The following is a 20,862-nucleotide window of genomic DNA, read 5'->3' as shown; positions in this document are numbered from 1 at the left end:
GTCCGGAACCGGATGCGGGCGAGCCCGGCATCGGACGGGAGGAGGCCCACGGTCGACCCCGGGGAGATAGTGGGGCCCACGGCCGACCCCGCGAAGAACGCGCTTATACTCCCGCGCCGCCGAGACGTGGATATGGGAAAGGTGAGCGTCGGGCTTCGCGGATGGCGCTTCGAGGAGTCCGAGATCTTCGACGCGGACGGCGAGTTCAAGCCGCTCGACGAGATTCCGGAGGAGCCTCGCGAACAGCTCGTGCGGCTGACGAAGCTGGTCGAGGAACCGTGTGACGCGTGCTACCTCGAGTACGGCGAGGAGGAGCTGTACCGCGCGAACCAGGCGACGATCGTCTACGGCGAACCGATGGGGGAGCTCCTGCTGTGTGACGACCACGAGGCGGACTTCCTCTACTGGTTCCGTGAGGACGGCGGCAGCGAGCACAAGGGCGAGGAGACGTTCGCCGACCGGTTCCACGAGTGGTACGCGGCCGGCAACCGCGCCCCGGAGGGATACGGCGGCCTCGAGCACGTCGAATCGAACCCGGAGGCCCTTCCGGACCCGCCGGGACAGCAGGAGGTGCAGGAACGGCTCGAGGCCGACTTCGAGGGCCGGCGGATCGACATCCGGTCGTACGCGTCGGACGGCGACGGGGACGACGATCTCGACCCGGACGACCGGCTCTCGCCCGATGAGGTCTCGGACGCCGACGTCGACCTCTCGACGGAGTATCCGAGCGCGGACCGATGACCGACGGAAGCCCGCCGGTCGACCCCGATACGTCGGATGACCCCGATACGTCGGGCGATCCCGGATACGGCCCCGGATCCGGATCCGAATTCGACTCCGAACCCGGGTCCAGCTCCGATTTCGAATCCGGGTCCGGCCCCCGATCGACCGATCCCGTCGTGGTCGTCGTGGAACCCGAGACGCCCGGGAACGTCGGCACGATCGCCCGCGCGATGAAGAACTTCGGGCTCACGGATCTCAAGCTCGTCGACCCGCCCGAGCTCGAGCCCGACGGCGAGGCCTACGGCTTCGCGGGTCACGCCCGGGAGGACGTCCTTCCGAACGCCGAGACGGTCACCTTCGAGGAGGTCGTCGAGACCTACCATACCGTCGGCTGCACGGCGATCACCGGCGAGGACGCCCGGCGCCACGTCCGGTTCCCCTACTCGACGCCCGTCGAGCTGCGGGAGTCGCTGCGCACCGTCGAGACGCGGACCGCGCTCGTGTTCGGCCGCGAGGGGACCGGGCTCGATAACGACGAGCTCCGGCAGCTCGACGAGGTGTGCTCGATCCCGGCCGACGAGGACTATCCGGTTCTCAACCTCGGACAGGCCGCGACCGTCCTCCTGTACGAGCTCCGCGAGCTGACCGTCGACGAGTATCAGCTGCCCGACGTCGAGCTCGAGCGCGCCTCCGAGGCCGACATCGAGCGGCTCCACGACTACTTCGAGCGGTTCCTCGACCACGCCGACCACCGCGAGTACCGTCGGGACAGATGCGAGACGCTGTTCCGCCGGCTGCTGGGTCGCGCACACCCGACCGACCGGGAGGTTCACACGCTGCTTGGCGTCTTCCGGAAGGCCACCGACAAGCTGGAGTTCGCCGACGAGCTCGCGGAGACCTACGGCGAGTCGCTGTACGACGAGGACGCCTCGCGCCGGTGATCGACGCGGACCGAAAGCCGCGGCGTCGCGAGGATGATCGCGGTCGCCACGAACGCCAGCAGGGCGCCGACGACCGGATGGACGACGTCCGCGAGCGCGAGCACCCAGAGCGGTCCCGCGACCGCGGCCGCCGTCAGCCCGACCGGCGCCCACACCGGCGGTTCCGTGCCGTCACAGAGACGCCACCCCGCGGCGCCGCCGAGCGCGGTTCCCAGGGCCGCGCTCGCGTCGACGACGCTTCCCGGATCGCGGGCCTCGACCGCGACGGCGACCCCGAGTAGGGCGACGACGGCCGCCGCGACGAACGGCCGCGTGGGGTCGAGACGCCGTCGCTCCCGGGCAATTCGGTCGCGAATCGTCCCGTCCAGTCCGCCGAGTCGAACGACTCCGTCGAGGCGCCCTCGAGCCAGCGCGACGCCCCCGACGAGAAGCGTCGTTCCGAGGACCGCGCCGGCGACGATGTCGACCACGTAGTGCACCTCGATCACGACGCGCGAGAGCGCCACCGCCGCGGCCCCGGTCGCGCCGAGCGCCAGCCGGCGGCGCGGGGCGCCGAGCCGGTCCAGCACGGCGGCGAGTCCGAGATACGTCACCGCCCCGCCCGTCGCGTGGCCGCTCGGGAACCCGAAGCCGTCGGCCGCGGTCGCGTCCGCGAACCACGGTTCGAGGAGCGCCGGCAGCCAGTCGGGTGCGGTCGCCGGAGCGGCTGCAGCCGGCGGTCGCGGAAGTCCGAATCCGACCTTCAACAGCGTGAGCACGGCGAGCGCGCCGGTGACGGTCGCGATCAGGGTCGCGGCCGCGCGCCGTGGCTCGGTTGCCGCCCGTGCCGGGAGAAACCAGTAGGCCGCGAGGAGGAGCACGAAGACGAACGCGGTGTCGCCGAGCGTGGTCACGGCGGCGCCCGCAACGACCACGGCGTCCGGCAGCGCCTCGACGATCGCCGATTCGCCGATCCCGCGGGTCATCAGTCGTCGCCGCGGTTCCGGACGTAGTCGACCGCCTTGCCCGGCGCCTCGAGCACGTTGAGCCCGACTCCGACGAGGACGAACAGGGTGTACAGGCCGAGCGTCGAGAGGCCGAGGATCAGCATCGCCCCGATCGCGTAGCCCCCCTCGAGGTACCGGAAGGCGCCGAGCGTCAGGACGGTTCCGTACAGCAACACGAGATACGGTCCCCAGCCGCGCGCGTGTCCGCGCCGCATTCGCTTGCGGACGTACGTCTTCAGCTCGGTCTCGAGTCGGGGTCGGTCGACGGTTCGCCGCTCGACGTCGTCCTCGAACTCGTCGAGGTCGGCTCGAAGCCGACGGACCTCGGCCTCGAGCGCGGCGACGTCGGGGGCCCCCCGTGGGGTCTCGTCGTCGCTCGTGGCGCGCGCCTCGGTGTCCTCGCGGTCGCCCATATCGGTCGGTCGACCGGGGTCCCCTTGGAGTTGCCGGTCCGCGATCACCGCGTTGGCCACCGCGCCGACGATCACGACGATCGCGGCGAGGTAGAGCCACGTCACGAGCAGGAGGATGCCGCCGAGGACGCCGTAGACCTGGTACTGGCCGGCGGTGGCGGCGTAGGCCTGAAACCCCACCTGGAGAACCGTCCAGCCCGCAGCGGCGAGGAAGGTCCCGGGGATCGCCTCCCGGACGGACATCGGGCGGTTCGGGAGCACGTAGTACATCGGCAGGAAGACGACCACGAGCACGACGGGCAGCACGAGCAGTCCGACGACCTCGACGCCGGGGACGTCCGCGATCGCGGGGAGGATCTCGCTGCCCGCCACCAGCGTCCCGATGACGATCATCGACACGATCCCCGTCCCGATCCCGACGGCCACGACCGCCGCGTCCGAGAGCTCGCCGACCAACGTCGACGGTTCCGTGATCCCGTATGCCGCCTGGAACGCGGTGTCGAGTCCGCGGAACACCTTCAGCGTCGACCAGCCCAACACGACCGCGCCGAGGAGGGTCGCCCCCGTCCGTCCCTCCGCGGAGGCGATCGCGGTCGCGACGGTCTCCTGACCGGCCGGGGTGAGGAACGCCCTGCTTTCCGCCAGCACGATCGTCGCGAACGCGTCGCCGAGGACCGCGCTCGCGACCGCGACCAGCAGGAGCAAGGAGGGGACCAGGGAGATGAACGCGTAGTACGCGACGCTGGCCGCCAGGAACGTGACGTCCCGGTCGCGGACGACGGCGACGATCCGCCTCGCGGTCTCGACGTGGGGTGACACCGTGGCGTACACGCCGATCGATTCGGCCGTAGCCTACAAAAACGAGGGGATCCGGGGAAACGGAAGGGCCTGGAACGACGAGGGTCCGGACGCCGTCACTCCTCGATGACCGCCTCGCGGATCTCCGGGATCGTCGCCGGCGTCTTGAACGCCGTTCCGTGGTAGTGGGCCCGCGTCGCCTCGTGGCCGGCCGCCCGGAGCCGGTCGACGAACTCGTCCATCCCGATCGCGGGCTCGCCCCACTGCTTGTAGAGCCGGTGCTGGTCGTAGTGGGTCGGCGTGTCCAGCTCCGTCGCGACGCGTTCGAGGAGCCGCCGCGCCCGCGCGGCCTCGCCCATCCCGTCGTCGATCGCGTCCCCGACCGCGCGGACGAAGTCCGGCTCGGCGACCGCCCCGAGCCAGATCGGGCCGGCGACGAGCAGCCGGTTCGAGTCGCATCGCGGACACCGATCCGGCCGGTCGGCCGAGGGGATCAGTCCGTATTCGTGCGACCGGTACAGGCAGTCCTCACAGTGGTACACGAACCCGAGCTCGTCGATCCGGTCGTCCGCGGCCTGCGCGCCGCCGTCGAGCTCGAGATAGGTGCGCACGTAGTGCCGGGAGACGTGCGAGCAGATCGGGGTCGCGGCGACGTCGTAGCGCGCCGCCGTCCGCACGAGCGCGGACAGCAGCGTCCGGAGCCCCATCTCGGGGTGGTACTCGGTGTTCTGCGGGACCGCCCCGTACTTGCGGATCCCCGATCGCTGGTGGGCGCCACACAGCGGCGCCGTGTCGGTCGCGGTGACGCACACCAGGTTTCGGGCGTTGGCGAAGGCGGCGTCCGCGAAGGGGATCGGCGTCCCGTACGGGTCCAGATCGACCACGTCGAAGAGCCCCTCGTGCATCGCGACGTTACACCCCTGTTGGCGGACCTCCCCGGCGAGGTCGTTCCGCTCGAGGTTCGACCGGGCTAACGCGACGGCGTCGGCGTCGGTGTCGGTGCAGGTGACGTCGTATCCCTCGGCGGCGGCGCGCACGCCGCGGATCCCCGAGGCCGCCATCGCGTCCAGATACGATGCCGCCCGCGGCTCCCGGTCGCGGTAGGCGCGCAGGACGGCGACGGTGACGTCCCGATTCAGCTCCTGGGTCGGGTTGAAGAAGACGTCGTCGCCGGTGCCCTCGCTCGCGCCGTCGCGTGACTCCGGGACCTCGATGACGATCCCGCCCTCCTCGCGTTCCATACCGCCCCGTTCGGCGACGGCCGGTAAAAAGCGGCCGTTCCGGAGGTGGGGCGCTTTCCCGACGTGATCGCCGTTGACGCCGCCGTGACGCCCCACGCACCGACGCCGTTTTGCCGGTGCCTCCTGAACGCGGGGGTATGGACCCGGCCGACGACTGGCACGCGGCGCTCGCGGCGGCGGGCGAGCTCACCGGTCCCGCGACCGCGGCGATCGTCGACGCCCACGGCGACCGCGGCAAGCGCGCGATCGAGGCCGTCGGCGAGGGGCGGGTCAAACGCTACCGGGATTTCACCGTCGTCGTCGGCCACGAGGACGAGTACGTGATCGAGGACGGCGGCTGCACGTGTGCGGACTCGACGTACAACCTCGACGAGGACGACCCCGACCAGCGCTGTTGGCACGTCCTCGCCGTCGAGATCGCCGACCGGATCGACGCGGTCGAGCACCACGATATGTGGTACTCGGAGGTTCGGGAGTTCCTGTGACGTGCCGGTCCTCCACTTAGGCTTCCTCTTTAACACTCACTCTCCGAAAGCGAGTGACGGACCGATGCCAGTGAAACATCTCGCGGTCGAGCCAGTCGTCGCAGAGCCGGACACACCAGCCACCCGCATCGCGGAACGCCTCAGGGACGAGGGCGTCGGCAGCGTCATCGTCGAGGAGATGGGGCGACCCGTCGGGGTCGTCACCGACAGGGACCTCGCGATGGCGATCGCGGACCAGCGGGACGTCTCGGGACTGGAAGCACGCGACGTCATGACCGAGGACCCGGTCACCATCGAGGGCGACGCCGAAGCGGTCGAGTTGCCGAAGAAGATGGCGGAGACGCACGTCCGCCGGGTTCCCGTCGTCGATGACGGAAAACTCACCGGCGTCGCCACGCTCGACGACGTCGTCGCGACGGCGGGCGAGGAGCTGGAGGACGTCGCCGAAGTGATCGAAGCCCAGTCGCCCGAATACTCGCCGTAGGAAACGGCGTGGACGCTGGTCCCGGGGGTCGAAACCCCTAGACCACGTTGTGTTTCTCGAACTGTCGTTCCAGACGGCTAATCGTGGGCACGACGCGATCGCAGTGGTCGGCGACGATCGGGTCGGGATCGACGCCGATGCCCGTCGCCGCTGCCTGGAGCATCGGCAGGTCGCGCCGGTCGTCACCGACCGCGATGGTCTCGGTCATGTCCTTGCCCGCCCGGGCAACGATCTCCTTCAGTACCGCGTCCTTGCCCTGCCCGACGAGTGGCCCCTCGATGTCGCCCGTGAGGGCGCCGTTCTCGGTCGGGAGACGCGTCCCGACGACCGCGTCAGCGGCGAAGGTGCCGGGTTCGAAACACGAGCGGATCGCGACCTCCGGGGCATCGCTGATGATGGCGACGTGGTGACCGGCGCGATGGAGCCCATCGAGGAGGTCGGTGGCCCCGGCACGACGCTGGAGATCGGTGCACGCCTCGTCGACGGCCTCCGTCGGGAGCCCCTCGAGGCGGCTGGCGACCGATCGCAACCCGTCCTCGTACTCGACGTCACCGGCCTGCATCCGGTCGAGGAGGGCGGCGATGTCGTTTCCCGTGCCGTGCCGTTCGCCGAGCTGGACGAACGGGTCCGAAACCGCCAGCGCACCGTCGAAGTCGAATGCGACGAGCATTGCGCGGCGATTCCGCCCGGAGGGGAAAAGTCACCCACCCAATCATCTTCATCCGCCGGACGCCGCAGGGACGACGGACGGTCAGCCGATGGATTCCTGAAAACTGGACGCACACCCCTCGGACCCCGACGGAACGAACCTCGAGAGTCCGGAGAACACACCTTGAGTGCCCGAAGAACACACCTTGAGTGCCCGAAGAACACACCTTGAGTGCCCGAAGAACACACCCTCAGAGCCCGGAGGGGTACAGTTCGGGAACGCGTTCGCGCTCGGGGTGGAGCTCGACCGGGTGGAGCGCCGTCGTCTCGTCGATGTGGACGACCGCGTCGTAGCGGTCGGGCAGGACCGTCGGCACGTAGTTCCCGGATTCGTGTTGCGGATGGTAGACGACCCCGATCGCGCGATGTCCGCGCGCGTTCTCGAGCGGGTCACCGTCGGGCACGTCATCGCTGAACAGCAGGGCGTTCTCCGGATCCGCCCGGCGGAAGACGTCCTCGTAACTGTTCGTCTCGGCCCGCGGAACGTCCATCGTCCGCATATCCGCTCCCCAAGCGTCGCTCGCGATGACCTCGCCGACGGTCGAGCCGAACCCGACGATCTCGACGTCGCCGATGGTGTCCTGTTCGCGGGCGAGCTGGCCGACGTTGACGCGACCGTGCCGTGGCATATCGGTCGCGCGCGCGTCGCCGACGTGCGTGTTGTGTGCCCAGACGATCCCCGAGGCGTTCGGGCCGTGCTGGTCGAGCAGCCGGTTCAGCGTTCGGGTCATGTGCCGATCGCGTACGTTCCAGGAGTCCTCGTTCCCGTCGACCATCGCTCGGTAGTAGGCCTCGGCGTTCCGCGCGACCAGCGCGTTCTGCTCGGCGCTGAACGCGTCGTCGCCGGCCATCCCGGCGTATTCCGGCGCGTTCCGACGCAACTCCTCGAGCACCGCGACGACTTCCTCCTGGCAGGACTCGGGAACCAACCGGAGGGACCGGGCGTATCGCTGTGCGTCCTCGCCGTACGGTTCGAAACACCGGTAGGCCTCGCGGGCGTTCGCGGCGGCATCGGGATCGACGTCCTCGAGGTAGTCGACGACCGCCTGCAGCGACTCATAGAGGCCGTACACGTCCAGGCCGTAGAATCCGGCTTGCTCGTCCTCGGGGAGTCCGTCGTTGTGCGTTCGGAGCCACTGGAAGAAGCCCGCCATCTCCCAGTTGGCCCACATCCAGGTGGGCCAGCGGTCGAAGGCCTCGAGCGCCTCGCGCGCCCCGTCGTGGGAGTCGGGCAGATCCTTGACGTAGCGGTTGAGTTCGTAACAGCTCGTCCAGTCGCCCTCGACCGCGACGAAGGAGAAGCCGTGATCGCGCAGCAGCTTCGCCGTGATCTGTGCCCGCCAGCGGTAGTATTCCGAGGTGCCGTGGGAGGCTTCGCCGAGAAGCACGCAGTCGGCATCGGCAAGCCGGTCGACGAGGGCGTCGAGATCACGGGGATCGTTCACCGCGCGAGCGTGTCTGTTCACCGACTCGACGGCGGGCTCGACCTCCGGATGACTACGGAACGACCCACGCGGATCGATCTGTGCCATCGTCTCACCCACCCTGCTCCTCGTCCAGGGACTCGACCGCCTGCGTGTCACTCGCGAGCGGCTCGAGCGGGCGTTCGTCGTTGTACTCGCGCAGGTCGGCTTCCTCGCCGGTGAGTTCGTTGTATACGGCCTCGCGGGCTTCCATCGGGCTGTCGTACTGCTCGTCGACGAGCCGGTCGAAGACGCTGCCGAGCGACTCCGTCTCGTTGGGCAGGTCCATCATGTGGTCCGCGTATTCCGTCGCCAACTCCTCGCGCCGCATCGGATACTTGTGGGCCTCGTCCGCGAGACACTCGGTCTCCGCCAGGATCGACTCGACGTGCTCGGAACGCGATTCCTCGTGGTCGACGGGGACGGGACGGTCCCGCTCCGGTTCGTCCATAGGGGGACTCCCGGGACGCCCGGCAAAAAGACACGGCCTAGCAACGTTACCCTCCGTTCCGGAGCATGGGCGACCGCGGATGGCTTTTCGGCCTCGGATCGTCGGCGCCACGACGAGAGAAAGCCGCCCCGGCGTGGGACGGTCGGGGCGAGCGGCGGCGAACGGAAGCCGCCGCGAGGGCTGTCAATGGGTTTCCGAAGTCCGGGCCGCGAACGGCGCTTCGCGACCCGCACGTAGTGGCGTGGCCGCGTTCCACAATCAATTCCGAACCTAATGTCTTCGATCGAACCGTTCCCTGGCCGTCCCTCCGGCGAGCGACTCGGGTCGACGGTTTCGAAACAATGACGTCGGTCGCAAGGGCCCGTTCCGGTGTCGACCGATCAGGCGATCGGGATCGTCCGGTCCTCGGTTTTCGATTCCGCCTCCTTTTGAAGGGTGATCTCCAGCACGCCGTCCTCGTAGGTCGCGCTGACGGCGTCCTCGTCGATCGTCTCCGGGAGCTCGATCGTCCGCGAGATGGCACGGTGGCTGCGCTCGCGTCGGATGTACGCCTCCCCGTCCTCGCTTTCGGATTCGGCTTCCCGTTCGGCGTGGACGTGGAGCGTATGGTCGGTCAACCGAACGTCGATGTCGTCCTCGTCGTAGCCCGGCAGATCGACCCGGATCACGAACGCCGCGTCGGATTCGGCGATATCGACGGCCGCTTGGCCGCCACCTGCAAACGTCGAGAACAACGATTCGAACTCGTCCAGCGGGTTTCGTTGCATCGGTTGTGACACCCGCTTCCGTCATCCCGGCAGGCTCCCAAAGATGGGGGGCCTAACTCGCTGCTGCGGCCGCGGTTCGACGACGGGCGACCCGGAGATCCACCGGCAATGACGGGAGAGCGAAGCTCCCGCGGCCCGCTCGACTCCGGGGCGGTTCACGCGGGACGGTCCGGAACGGTCTGCTCGAACGACGGGAGGTGGGGACCGACTCGACGGCCGGTTCCGAGCCGTCATCGGGGCCGAGCGCGATCGAACCGGCATCGCCATCGGATCCGGTACGCGGATCCGAGGAGACGATCCACGACTGCAGTCGCGGGAGGAATCACTCGGAGTACCCTTCCCGAGTGAACGCTCCCTGCTGCTCGTAGATCCTCACCAACTCCCGAATGACCTCGTTGTGGGTCTCGCCGTTCTCCCGGTGGGAGTCCAGCTCGTTTAGGGTTTCTTCGCTGACCTTGATGGTCGGACACATCGGTCGTTCTTCCCGACACGCTTCGCTTAAAATGAGGGGCTATTCAAGGCGTCTTGACGACTGGACGAACCACGAGACCGGGTCGGGGCGTCCGTACAGTACAACGGAGCGTTCTTGAGTACCATTGGTTTCTCCCATAAGAGAAGCGTAAAACGGGGAGGGAAACAGTGTCGCTCCGCCAAGACTAGGCCGGAATTTGAACCCGGGCTCTCGTCCCCACCAAGGACGAATACTGTCACGTGCCCTATAAATCGGGATTTGACCGGGTTTAGACAACGCGTTGCCGATCTAATCGGAATACCCCGATTTCATCCCTTGGATAACCCGTATTCCCCGTCGTTAGAGCGTATCTCGGCAGGCTAATAGTATGCAGCTTCCCCGATGAAACACCGGGGACGCGTTCGTTGATTTGGCCGTTGCGAACGACGAACTGATCACGTTCATCGACGCGGCGTTCGATGAATCCCCCGAGGAGTACTACTAAGGAGGGCGACGGACGTACAAGTCGTAGACGTGTCCAGTCTGTTGCCGGTCATTGCGGCGATTCTCGTGTCGGGACTCGTCGTTCAGCTGGTTGCTCACCACCTGCAGGTGCCGAGCGTCGTCTTCTATCTGCTCATCGGCGTCGTGCTTGGACCGGAGGTGTTGGGGCTTGTGACCCTCGAGACGTTCGGGGACGGGCTCGAGATAATCGTGGGGCTCAGCGTTGCGATCATCGTCTTCGAGGGCGCGTTCGCTCTGCAGATCGACCGGATCCGGGGCGCGTCCACGGTGTCGCTTCGGCTGGTGACGGTCAGCGCGCTCGTGATGTTTCTCGGGACGGCGGCCGCGGTCCGGTTCTTCGAGGGGGCCAACTGGGAGATCGCGCTGCTCATCGGGGCACTGCTCGTGGCGACGGGGCCGACCGTGATCACGCCGATACTCAACGTCGTCCGCGTCAGGGACCACGTGGCGACCGCGCTGGAGACCGAGGGGATCGTGAACGACGTGACGGCCGCGATCGTCGCCGTGGTGATCTTCGAAACGCTGCTGCTCGACGACCTCGGAGTTCCGGCGACCGTCTTCTCGTTCGTCGAGCGACTCGGCGTCGGCGTGCTCGCGGGGCTGCTCGCGACGGTGGTGATCTACGTCCTGTTGGACAGCGATCTGGTCCCCGAGCGCGACGTGCAGGCGTCGCAGTTCCTCGTGTTGGCGGCGGCGGTGGGTGCGTTCGCGGCCGCCGAGGCCGTCGCCGCCGAAGCGGGCATCGCGGCGGCCGCGACGAGCGGGATCGTGCTCGGGAACCTCGACATCAACAACAGGGAGGAGATCGAGCGGTTCGCGGAGAACACGACGCTCGTCGTGCTCTCGTTCGTGTTCATTTCGCTGGCCGCGCTGATCGACGTCGAGGCGATACTGCAACTGGGCCTCGGGGCGGTCGGCCTCGTCCTCGTGATCATGCTCGTGCTCCGCCCGCTCGGGGCGCTGATCGCCACCGCGGGCGTCGAGCGGTTCACGTGGCCCGAGCGGCTGTTCATCGCCGGCGTGGGACCGCGCGGGATCATCCCGGCGAGCGTGGCCACGCTGTTCGCGATCGAACTGGAGCTCGCGGGAAACGTGGCGGCGGGCGAGCTTCTGGTCGGGACGGTGTTCGCCGTCATCTTCGTGACGGTCGCGATCGAGGCCGGGCTGGCGCGACGGATCGGCGACGTCCTTGGAGTGTCACCAATGCGCACGCTAATCATCGGCGGCGGCCGGGTCGGCCGGGCGCTCGCCACACGACTGGAGCGTCGGGGCGAGTACGTCATCATCATCGAGACCGACGACGACGAGATCGAGCAGGCCCGCTCGGAGGGATTCACCGTTTACGAGGGCGACGGCAGTGACACGGAGACGCTGCGCGGCGCCGGAATCGAGGACGCCAAGCGCGTGATCACGGTGACCCGCGACGACGACGTCAACCTCCTCGCGTGCCAGCTCGCGATCACGAAGTTCGGCGTGGAATCGGTGTACTCGCGGGTGAACGAGCCGGACAACGTCGACGCCTTCGAGAGCATCGGCGTCAAGGGGGTCGACTCGCCGACGGCGACGGCGGTGGCCATCGACGACCGGATCGAACGGCCGGCGATCACCCACTGGATGAACGAGCTGGGCGATAGCCACGACGTCCAGGAGGTGGAGGTGACCGCGGAGAACCTCGCCGGGAAGACGATCCGCGACCTCAACGCGCAGATTCCCGACGGCACCTTCGTTGCCGTCGTCAGCCGCGACGGCGAGAACCACGTCCCGTCGGCGGACACCGTCCTGGAGTACGGCGACCACGTCACCTTCATCGGCGACACGGACGCGGTCAGACGCGCGATGGAGCGGTTCCACCCGCACGACTGATGGGTCGATCGATGACGACCGATTCGGCAGTGCCCACCGTTCAGGATGCTTTCCTAGCGATAGGAGCCGATCTTGAACGGGTTTCGTTCAGACGAGTATCGCCGGAAACGTGTGCGCACAAGGAGTGTACGGAGGAAAGAGCCTAGGCCGGGACATAAACAAAAGGTTCAATGTCTTCCCTAATAAAACACCGGTGTTCGATAAATGGCAGACGTTAGGAAACAAATCGAAACTCTGCGCGAAAGAATCGAGACATCTAATGAAATAGATCAGAGAGATAAGGAGATTCTCATAAGATTTTCCGACAAGATTGATCTCCTCAAATCGGAATATACTGACCACCGTCACAACAAGTTGCTTCGTCACTGTACCATTCTGGCCGAGAACGTCGGCGGCATTGCGAGTGCCCTCGAGGACCGCGACGCGGCCGAGGATCTCGTTCGGTGGATCAACCGTAATTACGACAACGAATACACAAACCACGATTATCGGACTGCTATCAGGGTTCTTGCCCGGCGAGTGACTGAGGGAGACGATCTTCCGACGAGCGTTGAGTGGATTCCATCGGGAATGTCTAACAGCCACGACCCGGTCCCCGATCCCGGCGATATGCTCCGTTGGGAGGACGATATTCTCCCGATGATCGAGGAGACCAGAAACTCTCGTGACGCAGCCCTCATCGCCGTCGCGTTTGACTCTGGGGCTCGAAGCGGTGAACTTCGAAACCTCACTATCGGAAACGTAAGCGACCACGAGCACGGTCTCAGTATTCACGTCGACGGGAAGACCGGGCAACGATCGGTCACACTGGTTCCGAGCGTGCCGTACCTCCAGCGGTGGCTGAACGACCATCCTGACTCGGACGATCCGAAGTCGCCACTCTGGTCGAAACTGACTGAAGCTGAGGAACTTAGCTACCGACAGTTCAACAACTGCTTCTCCGACGCAGCCGAACGCGCTGACGTCAAGAAGCCGGTCACACCGACCAACTTCCGTAAGTCCAACGCAACGTATCTGGCTCGTCAAGGTATGAACCAGGCGTTTATCGAGGATCGCCAAGGACGAAAGCGGGGCAGCGATGCGACGGCCCACTACGTTGCACGGTTCGGCGGTGACGCCGACAACGAGTACGCGAAAATGCACGGACTCGAGGTTGAGGAGGACGAATCCGAGCCATTGGGTCCGGTCGAATGTCCGCGATGTCAGAAGGACACGCCGCGCCATCGGGAAACGTGCGTCTGGTGTAATCAACCCCTCGAGTACGGCGCAATCGAATCGATCGAGGAGGATCAAAGTGAGGTCCGGGACCAGGTCTTCCGTCTCGCACAGGAAAACCCGGAGTTCCTCGAGGACATCCAGCGAGCGAGAAACTTCTCCGAAATCGTCGACGACAATCCCGATATTCTCGAAGACGCACAGGCGTTTGCCGAGTCCCTCTCGGAGGAGTAGTACCACTACTTGAGATCGCGTCGTATTCGGTCGAGTTCTGCCTGTATCTTGTCGATGTCCTCGGCCGTAGCACCGTTCGAGAGGAGGGCCAGCGCATACGCTCGCGCCTCCGTGTCGCCGTATGCGAGAACCCGGGACAGGAACTCGGTGTTCCGGTCCGCGTAGCGGTTCAATTCGGAAACGACTTCCTGGCTACTCATTGCTCTCCTCCGTCCGGGCTGCCGATTTGCGCGCGGTTCGTGGGCTAGAGCAGATGCTGGTCGCTTCTATGGACATATTGTTGGGTTCGTCGTGCTGGTTACGGCATCAGTTGGTTATCGACTTCGTGAGGGGCCACAATGCCGGCCGTTAATTCGGGGGCCAGCAATCGTGGGTTTCCTTCAAGAGCCGATGTGTGCTTCACACTCGGTACGAAGGGCCTTGGGTAAAAATAGATTAGTGAGAACAGATAGTTTCGTGATCGAAAAATAATTTGCGTCAGATGGACAGCGGTTCGTATGGAACCTTCGGAAGACGTCGTCACCAACATCCGCGATTCATGGGACGCGGAAAACGACGCGTTTGGACGAATTTATGAAGTGATTCTCGGGATCTCTGAATTCACGAGACACGATGATATCGCTGACCTCGCCAGATGCTCCCCTAATACGGCAAAGAAGCATTTGAAGCGTCTGAAGCAAATGGGCATCGTCGAATTCCAAAACCCCGGCCGTTCCCTTATGTTTCGCCGGAACGACACGTACCTGGAATGGCGGGAGGTAACCCAGATTGCGGAAAAACATTCAACCCAGGATCTTGCTGAGCGAGTTCGTGAACTGGAAGCGAAAGAAGCCGAGCTCAAGGAAGAGTTCGGCGTTGAAGGACCGGACACTGCCTCGATATACGAACCAAACAGTGACCGGCCGGTCCACGAGTTGATGCAAGAGATCGGGACGTGGAACAGCATACAACGGGATATTCGCCTCTACGAGGCAGCACGTCAACTCCAGCAAAACGATAGCCGTCTGATATCGGCGTTCGTTGCGACCGATTCCGATGACGGTGCGTCACCTGAGTCGCAATGACTTCCCCAAACACTGTCCCAACGATCGAGCGATGGGACACCGGCCCGGATAGGGAGTCCTTGCGGGTGATTCATCGTTTTCTGAGTCAGCGTGAGGCAGTCGAGGACGTTAGCCTCGAGCCGCGCAGAACCCACCCGCGTCTGGTACGTGCAACTGTTGATGACCAGGATTCATCGACAGCATCTGGCACTCTCGAGGTTCGATGGTACGAAACCGCGGATTTCGTTATCACGTATCTAACGGAGCAGATGAACGATCCCTCCCCACTCCTCCGGTGGACATATCCTCCTGATGCAGAAGAAATCGAAGTATCACGTAGCGAGTCAGACGGTGTACAAACGCTGACGCCACCAACCCATCATCCAGGCAAGAATCGGTTTCATCCTCTCCGAGTTCTACCTCTCGTGCTTGCTACTCTCATTGTAGAATAAAACCGCGACAACTAGTTCTCGATTTTCGGAACCGTCTGTCGACCAGCTCAGGTGCTACACCGATTAATTCTCGTCACTCTGATCTTCCTTCCCGGACCACGTGACCGTACCACTACCCCGTACTGCCACCTGAAACAACTGTTCCTCAGCCGCCTTTTGAAGATTTTTGTCGTCGTCCATAGCCCTTTCTTATATGCTATTTAGATACACCTACATTAGTAGTTTGTGTGGAAGGCAAAAGTGGATCTAGGGCTCTACGTAAACTGCCATAGCACCCATGCTCCTCCATGGAGAAGCAGCGGGATAACACAGAGAATTTTGTATCTGTTAGTCCACTCAGCACTCAGTGCAAAAATCAGTCCAAGTGTAGCTGTAATGAATCCTCCCGAAGTAGCTTGAATTAACCCTTGAGGATCAGATATAGAAAACATACCCCATAGTATGATTGAAGAAACAGCTGCGACAATAGATAACAGAAGGTAAATCACTAAAACAGACATAAGGCCGCTATGATTCGGAATCAAATCATAGTCTAGATCCCATTCATATCTGCGGTTCTTAGCTGGTGGTAATCGACAGGAGATTACCCGAGTATCATCATCTAGCCCATTTTCATACAGGTCCCTAGCTGGTTCCCCGTCTTCCCGTCTTGTCGAACCTTTGGTACCGTAGCCAGGCGGCCCCTTAATGACTATATACTCATCATGATGATTGGTGGGAAATTGCTCTACGTTGGCTCGGAATGTGGGTATTCGAAAAAATTTCTTTTCCCATCTAGATATCCATCCCAGATACCATTTTGGATCCGAGATACTATGAAAGGAAACGGTTTCTGACTGATCGAATGTTGTTTTTATAGTTCTATAATCACCTGGTTTAAGAGGTCTCTCCCGAGGTAACTGCACTAATACTTTATAGTCGTACTCTTTAAACTTTTCCTGAAATTCCCCCCATCCAGCTGGATCCTTCTGTTTTAACTGATCAATCATACCCTCTACCCTTCTATTCTCATAGAAGTTTAATTTAGTTCCTTCCTCGTCAAATAGCTGTAAATTACGTTTGAATTCTCGAAGCGGCAAGAACACGAAATTAAACTCCTTATCGGTCGGGTTGTTAATCACGTAATCAATCTCTCTCTCACGATCTACTGGAGAGATATGAGCTGTTCTATCAATCACCCGGACTAGTCTTATATCCTTATGATGCCCGCTTTGCTCATATTCTGAAGATTCTTGTACGGAACCAGACGAATTCTTCGAGAGAAACTGGTCGAAGACTTTCTTTAGGAACGCCGATAACCCCATACCGATAATGCATACTCAAAATACATATTGTTATGGTCTGAATAGATTCTCTTATCTGGACGAAAACTGCATCTGACTATCTCTTCTGTATCTAGCACGGTGTTTTTGGCAGATATTGAGTGAGATCATTCGACCGATCGATACGTAGATCCCTGTGTTGTTCGCAACCAGTCAAAATTTCAAAGAATTTCAACAAAACCGACTCTGTTGAAATCCTCAGGGAGGTACAGGTACGTCCGGTAGTCTGACTGGATGGAACCTCTCCCGAAATCGCGGTTGCTCCGGTTCGTTGAGCAAGCGGGTATTCGTGCGCTCACGACACTGGTGGAAGCAGCTCCGTGAACTCGTTGTCGGCTGTCTCACTCATAATATCGATAAGACACTCTGAACAGTGTGGGTATAGATCGATGGTGGAGCGAACCAGGTCGTAACATCCCTGATTTTCGTCAGAAGCGCCGTGACCGATACAGAGGTTGCAGTTGGCATATCCTTTTCTCTGAGCAGAGTTCGGATTCATCAAAAGGAATAACCCCGTTGATAGATAGTCGTGATATTATGTCCTTAGACAATATCCCGGCCTTCTTTGAGGAAACGTGGAATAATTGGAATACTGGAGCTGGTCCCTGTTTTGAATGTCCAAACCGAGATAGTCAATGCCGTTTCTACCCAAAGTTTGGAGAGGGTGTGCTTGATGCGGAGATTGCTTTTGTAGCTGAAACACCGAATGAAGATCGCAAAACTCAGAACTCTCCTAAATCTCAAAAGGAAAGAGACGGGCAATTCGAAAGTAAAGTCAGAAACAATCCGATTCCTGAATGGATAAAAGAAGGGAATCGATTCTCCGATTCATTTTTTAAGGACATCTCTGCTGATTTCTCTGATGAACGAAAGTTAGGCATCTACTTTACAAATATAAAGAAATGTGCCGATATTGAGGGGCGTCGAAAAAAATGGAAAAATCGCAAGGCGAAACTTCACTGTGAACAATATCTGAAAGACGAGTTACGAACTGTTAGTCCAGAAATAGTCGTTACTTTTGGAGAGGAAGCGACCGAATCTCTGTTTGAAGTATTTGATAGTGCTAGTTCATTTAGCCGAATGAAAGATGATGTTTTGGAAGTTCATCACGTGAGTTCGTACAATGTCATACCCTCATTCCATTGGAGTTACCTTCATCTCAATCTCCCTGATCAAATTGAAGACCAGGAAGAATACTGGACGACTTTGGCTGAGATAATTAATTCCACCGTTGACTCTTAGTCTCTTGGTGCACGGCCGTGTGTCATACGAATGAGGAAGTCGAACTTTGCTGACTATGCGCTGTGTCTGCAGTACGCTCGCATAATTATCCATCGAAACTGGTAATTTCTCTAACCATCAGTCCCACACCTGCATAACAGCTATTCTGGCAAGATAGGTGTCGAGAAAATAGGATTTCTACAGAGCCACAAACCCGAAATAAGGAATGATTCGATCCTCCAACCATCAACTACTGAGACGGTGTTAACTCGTCAGATCTTACGGTGCTGCAGCTGCGGCGTCACCAGCCTCTGGATCGAACGGGAGGTTGATGACGAGTTCGTCGAACCAGACGACTGGACGCTTGCGCTGGCCGTCTTCCTCGAAGAAAATGATGCCCAGCTGGGCGAGTCGGCTGAGCTCCTCGTGGACGTTCTTCACGTCCCGGTCGACGACCCGTGCGGTCTCGTTGATGCTGGCTGGCTCTTCTCGGCGGATAGCTTCGATGAGCTCGAGGACGCGCGGCGTCAGCGTCTCTAGCAGGTCGTCGTAACTGGTAAACGAGAGCGTCGGCGTGGAATCCGCCGCGTCCCCCCGTTCGAGCGCCTCGATGCCATCGGTAACGTCCTCGTGGAACTCATTGGACGTCTTGACAGTCACGACGAGGGTTGATTCGGCCCGAAGCCGTTCGCGCTCCATCGGGTGCAGCGGCGGCGTGGTATCGTTCATAGTATCACCGTGGTGTGATGGCTTCACTTGACCTCGAACTCGAATTTCGGAATCTCGCTCCAGAACCGTTCCCAGAGTTCGACCATCCCGGGAAACACGATTATGTCCGGGTCAGGGTCCGGTGCGACGTGCAGTTCGTGTCCTTTGGTATCCTCGTGTGAGTTGTCGTACCGACGAATCGTCCCATCAGCGAGTGTGCGGGGCGGGTCGGGCTCCGTTGCACCGTAGTGGAGCTTGTAGGCCCACCCGGACGGGTACGCGTCACGGTCCGTCCGCATACAGAACACGCGGACAACGGTCCCGTCGGGATACTTCCTCCCCTCGCTCACGCCATCCAGGTCATCGTCGGTCAGTGAGGCCATCCTCCTCTATTGGTACACAGGCCAATACAATAGGTCTATTGGTTCAGAGAACAATAGCAGTTCGATCTTGGGTAGTGGCTTGTGTTCGGTTCGCAGCAATCGGAAGATGCAGCAAGCAGGAATAGCTCGGTAGTCCGTTTAATCGAGTTATTATATAACCCGATTACGTACTGGCAATTGGACGGTATATCTGGGCAAAGTTGGTCCAAGGAAACCAAAGATATAATCGGATATACTAATATACCCGATTATGGTTCGCGTCGACGACAGCGATGACGTGACGAAGTGTTGGCTTTCTCCCGATGAACTGGACTGGCTGGAGCGAACTGCCGGAGAGGACGGCTGGGAGCGTGAGGTAGCGATCCAGTTGATGGGTCGATGCGGGCTCCGTGCGTCGGAAGTGAGCTACCCGGGCGATAGCCACCTGCGGTACTCCGATGATGGTGAGGTCTGGCTCTTCGAGGTCCAGGGAAAGAATACGAAGGGCGGGTCAAAGAAGACACGCGACGCGTGGATGCCCGACGATGTCACCGACGACGTTCACAAATACAGCCGTGAACGGGGGCTCAGCCTCTCCGACCAGTGGGTCGACGCCAGCACCCCCTCCGTCCGTCGATGGGTCAAGGAAGCCGCTCACGCGGTCGCAGAGCAAACTGACGATCCACGCTGGCAGGCAGTTTCGTCGCACGATCTCCGCCGGTCCTGGGCGACCTACCATCTCGTTGAGCGTCAGGTCGATGTCCGGACGATGATGAGCATCGGGGGATGGTCCGACTACTCCGCCATCGAGCCCTACCTTGCAGAGCCGACCGAGGCACGTATCGGAGAAGCGATGCGGACATAGTGGCCCCGGAGAGCTTCTATCTCATTACCGGTGTTTGATTTCACCGGCGATTCAGTGAATAAGCCGTTAGAGAGAGCGTGCGAACTGAACGTTCAGGTGTTTGACCCAGTCGTTGTCCGGGAAGGCTGGACAGTCCGTTCAATGCTCGTCAGACCCCCGTCGGCGGGATACTGAACCGTGAGCGTGCCCTCGCCCTGATTCTCCAGGTAGAGAAGAATATCACCGGGGCTGCCGGTATACGTCCGTGACTCTCCAGCGGGAACGGGAAATCCCACGATACTCCCACCGCTGAATCCTTTCAGCGACACCCGTGCTCTGAACGTCCCATCGCGCTCACCCTCGTTGGCTACGGTCAGCTCTAGGACACGTTGCCCGTTGTGCTTCGGAACACGGAAGCCCGAAACGGTGAATTTTGGTTCGAAAGCGAGGCGCTCTCGAATGTGAGTGGGAAGGTCCCAGTAGACTCCTGCTCCCGACTCTTCCCCGTCGGCTTTGTGAACGATTGCCGCCCGATCGTGTCGCTGTGCGGGGAAGGCGAATGCACACGCTGCTGACTCTCCGATGAGGGACGACAGCGGATCGCTGTCGGAGAGGATGTGCTCGTCTACTGACGACCAGAAATCGAGATCGACCGCCCGCACGTTGGGTTGGGCTCCGTTGATTAGCACGTCCACGACGACGAATTGGCCTGCGTGAGCCACGACCCGCGTGTGGGCCATTCCGGTGGTAACCACCGCTTTCCTGATGCGTGGGTTTTCCACTGTCATACGCCTATCTCCAATCGTCACTGTCCGCCCCATCGGGACGCGATGGTTACGGTCGGTGGACGGTGTTGCTGTCCGAGTATCTGTAGACGATCTGCTGTCATTCGTAGCACCAACACTGCTATCGAGACATCCGGCCGACACGAGCATCGCGCCGGTCGTACCGAGAGTCTTGAGGAGGCGGCGACGTGTCACCGTCATCAGTTGTGATGCTATCCCGACGCCATCGATAAACGTCTTCAGGACGCACAAACGCAGGTTTGAGTCACTGTCACGGGTGGTGTGCTCCTACAATATCGATGATGATGCAGACCGTATTTGGTTCGAGGCTCTGTTGAAATCCTATTCTTCAGATATGTCTTCACACGAAACAGCTG

General features: G+C 61.7%; 22 protein-coding genes. 9 read left to right on the top strand and 13 right to left on the bottom strand.

Translation table 11 applies throughout. The features are described from left to right. The first annotated feature begins 132 nt into the window (after positions 1-132). Positions 133-741: a hypothetical protein gene (locus tag BLV25_RS10860; RefSeq protein WP_092733149.1), complete on the top strand. Its 609-nt coding sequence runs from the start codon at positions 133-135 to the stop codon at positions 739-741. Beyond that, entirely contained in the window at positions 738-1,664 is a 927-nt protein-coding gene (locus BLV25_RS10855) for an RNA methyltransferase (protein ID WP_092733146.1), read from the top strand. The genes BLV25_RS10860 and BLV25_RS10855 overlap by 4 nt, the downstream gene beginning before the upstream one ends. Here the strand turns inward: BLV25_RS10855 and BLV25_RS10850 are convergent. From BLV25_RS10850 to BLV25_RS10840, 3 genes are all read right to left on the bottom strand, one after another. Continuing rightward, positions 1,622-2,629 carry a phosphatase PAP2 family protein gene (locus BLV25_RS10850; protein WP_092733143.1) on the bottom strand — a complete coding sequence of 336 codons (1,008 nt, stop codon included), beginning with the start codon at positions 2,627-2,629 and terminating at the stop codon, positions 1,622-1,624. The genes BLV25_RS10855 and BLV25_RS10850 overlap by 43 nt on opposite strands. Beyond that, entirely contained in the window at positions 2,629-3,894 is a 1,266-nt protein-coding gene (locus tag BLV25_RS10845; protein ID WP_092733140.1) for a YihY/virulence factor BrkB family protein, read from the bottom strand. The genes BLV25_RS10850 and BLV25_RS10845 overlap by 1 nt, the downstream gene beginning before the upstream one ends. Positions 3,895-3,977: 83 nt before the next feature. Next, positions 3,978-5,102: a tRNA (guanine(26)-N(2))-dimethyltransferase gene (locus BLV25_RS10840; protein ID WP_092733137.1), complete on the bottom strand. Its 1,125-nt coding sequence runs from the start codon at positions 5,100-5,102 to the stop codon at positions 3,978-3,980. Between the two features lie 137 nt (positions 5,103-5,239). Between BLV25_RS10840 and BLV25_RS10835 the strand changes: the two genes are divergently transcribed. Next, entirely contained in the window at positions 5,240-5,587 is a 348-nt protein-coding gene (locus tag BLV25_RS10835; RefSeq protein WP_092733134.1) for a hypothetical protein, read from the top strand. Positions 5,588-5,651: 64 nt separating this feature from the next. Further along, entirely contained in the window at positions 5,652-6,071 is a 420-nt protein-coding gene (locus BLV25_RS10830) for a CBS domain-containing protein (RefSeq protein ID WP_039400936.1), read from the top strand. 37 nt (positions 6,072-6,108) lie between these two features. Here the strand turns inward: BLV25_RS10830 and BLV25_RS10825 are convergent, their stop codons facing one another. From BLV25_RS10825 to BLV25_RS17460, 5 genes are all read right to left on the bottom strand, one after another. Continuing rightward, positions 6,109-6,741 carry an HAD family hydrolase gene (locus tag BLV25_RS10825; protein ID WP_021072729.1) on the bottom strand — a complete coding sequence of 211 codons (633 nt, stop codon included), beginning with the start codon at positions 6,739-6,741 and terminating at the stop codon, positions 6,109-6,111. Between the two features lie 229 nt (positions 6,742-6,970). After that, complete coding sequence (locus BLV25_RS10820; RefSeq protein ID WP_039400932.1) at positions 6,971-8,311, bottom strand: erythromycin esterase family protein; 1,341 nt, start codon at positions 8,309-8,311, stop codon at positions 6,971-6,973. 4 nt (positions 8,312-8,315) lie between these two features. After that, entirely contained in the window at positions 8,316-8,693 is a 378-nt protein-coding gene (locus tag BLV25_RS10815; protein ID WP_021072727.1) for a DUF5789 family protein, read from the bottom strand. A 380-nt stretch (positions 8,694-9,073) separates the two neighbouring features. Continuing rightward, positions 9,074-9,460: an Hsp20/alpha crystallin family protein gene (locus BLV25_RS10810; protein ID WP_092733451.1), complete on the bottom strand. Its 387-nt coding sequence runs from the start codon at positions 9,458-9,460 to the stop codon at positions 9,074-9,076. A gap of 322 nt (positions 9,461-9,782) precedes the next feature. Next, entirely contained in the window at positions 9,783-9,932 is a 150-nt protein-coding gene (locus BLV25_RS17460) for a DUF7557 family protein (RefSeq protein ID WP_021072725.1), read from the bottom strand. Between the two features lie 525 nt (positions 9,933-10,457). On the opposite strand from BLV25_RS17460, the gene BLV25_RS10805 reads away from it, so the two are divergent. Together BLV25_RS10805 and BLV25_RS10800 are read left to right on the top strand one after the other, a co-directional pair. Continuing rightward, positions 10,458-12,299 carry a cation:proton antiporter domain-containing protein gene (locus tag BLV25_RS10805; RefSeq protein ID WP_092733129.1) on the top strand — a complete coding sequence of 614 codons (1,842 nt, stop codon included), beginning with the start codon at positions 10,458-10,460 and terminating at the stop codon, positions 12,297-12,299. A gap of 204 nt (positions 12,300-12,503) precedes the next feature. Further along, on the top strand, positions 12,504-13,748 hold the full coding sequence (locus BLV25_RS10800) for a tyrosine-type recombinase/integrase (protein WP_092733125.1): 1,245 nt from the start codon (positions 12,504-12,506) through the stop codon (positions 13,746-13,748). Between the two features lie 5 nt (positions 13,749-13,753). Here BLV25_RS10800 and BLV25_RS10795 read toward each other — a convergent pair whose 3' ends face one another. Continuing rightward, entirely contained in the window at positions 13,754-13,948 is a 195-nt protein-coding gene (locus BLV25_RS10795) for a hypothetical protein (RefSeq protein WP_092733122.1), read from the bottom strand. A 297-nt stretch (positions 13,949-14,245) separates the two neighbouring features. Between BLV25_RS10795 and BLV25_RS10790 the strand changes: the two genes are divergently transcribed. Beyond that, the gene (locus tag BLV25_RS10790) at positions 14,246-14,812 is read left to right on the top strand and encodes a DUF7342 family protein (RefSeq protein ID WP_092733119.1); all 567 of its coding nucleotides are present in this window, start codon (positions 14,246-14,248) and stop codon (positions 14,810-14,812) included. A 685-nt stretch (positions 14,813-15,497) separates the two neighbouring features. Here BLV25_RS10790 and BLV25_RS16795 read toward each other — a convergent pair. Beyond that, positions 15,498-16,547, bottom strand: a complete 1,050-nt coding sequence (locus tag BLV25_RS16795; RefSeq protein ID WP_143114426.1) for a hypothetical protein — start codon at positions 16,545-16,547, stop codon at positions 15,498-15,500. 555 nt (positions 16,548-17,102) lie between these two features. Between BLV25_RS16795 and BLV25_RS10785 the strand changes: the two genes are divergently transcribed. Then, on the top strand, positions 17,103-17,807 hold the full coding sequence (locus BLV25_RS10785; protein WP_092733116.1) for a uracil-DNA glycosylase family protein: 705 nt from the start codon (positions 17,103-17,105) through the stop codon (positions 17,805-17,807). A gap of 258 nt (positions 17,808-18,065) precedes the next feature. Here the strand turns inward: BLV25_RS10785 and BLV25_RS10780 are convergent, their stop codons facing one another. Continuing rightward, on the bottom strand, positions 18,066-18,515 hold the full coding sequence (locus BLV25_RS10780) for an HVO_A0114 family putative DNA-binding protein (protein ID WP_176819479.1): 450 nt from the start codon (positions 18,513-18,515) through the stop codon (positions 18,066-18,068). Between the two features lie 23 nt (positions 18,516-18,538). Next, positions 18,539-18,877 (bottom strand): toxin-antitoxin system TumE family protein, encoded by a 339-nt coding sequence (locus BLV25_RS10775; RefSeq protein WP_092733109.1) that lies wholly within the window; start codon positions 18,875-18,877, stop codon positions 18,539-18,541. A gap of 250 nt (positions 18,878-19,127) precedes the next feature. Between BLV25_RS10775 and BLV25_RS10770 the strand changes: the two genes are divergently transcribed. Continuing rightward, a complete protein-coding gene (locus BLV25_RS10770) occupies positions 19,128-19,721 on the top strand; it encodes a site-specific integrase (RefSeq protein WP_092733106.1) in 594 nt (197 codons plus the stop codon). A gap of 92 nt (positions 19,722-19,813) precedes the next feature. On the opposite strand, the gene BLV25_RS10765 is transcribed toward BLV25_RS10770, so the two are convergent. Further along, complete coding sequence (locus BLV25_RS10765) at positions 19,814-20,488, bottom strand: hypothetical protein (RefSeq protein WP_092733103.1); 675 nt, start codon at positions 20,486-20,488, stop codon at positions 19,814-19,816. Between the last annotated feature and the right edge of the window lie 374 nt (positions 20,489-20,862).

Source organism: Halopenitus persicus (assembly GCF_900107205.1).
Taxonomy (GTDB): Archaea; Halobacteriota; Halobacteria; order Halobacteriales; family Haloferacaceae; genus Halopenitus; species Halopenitus persicus.
The sequence above is the reverse complement of the archived record's forward strand: the minus strand, read 5'-3'. Positions and strand labels throughout refer to the sequence as shown.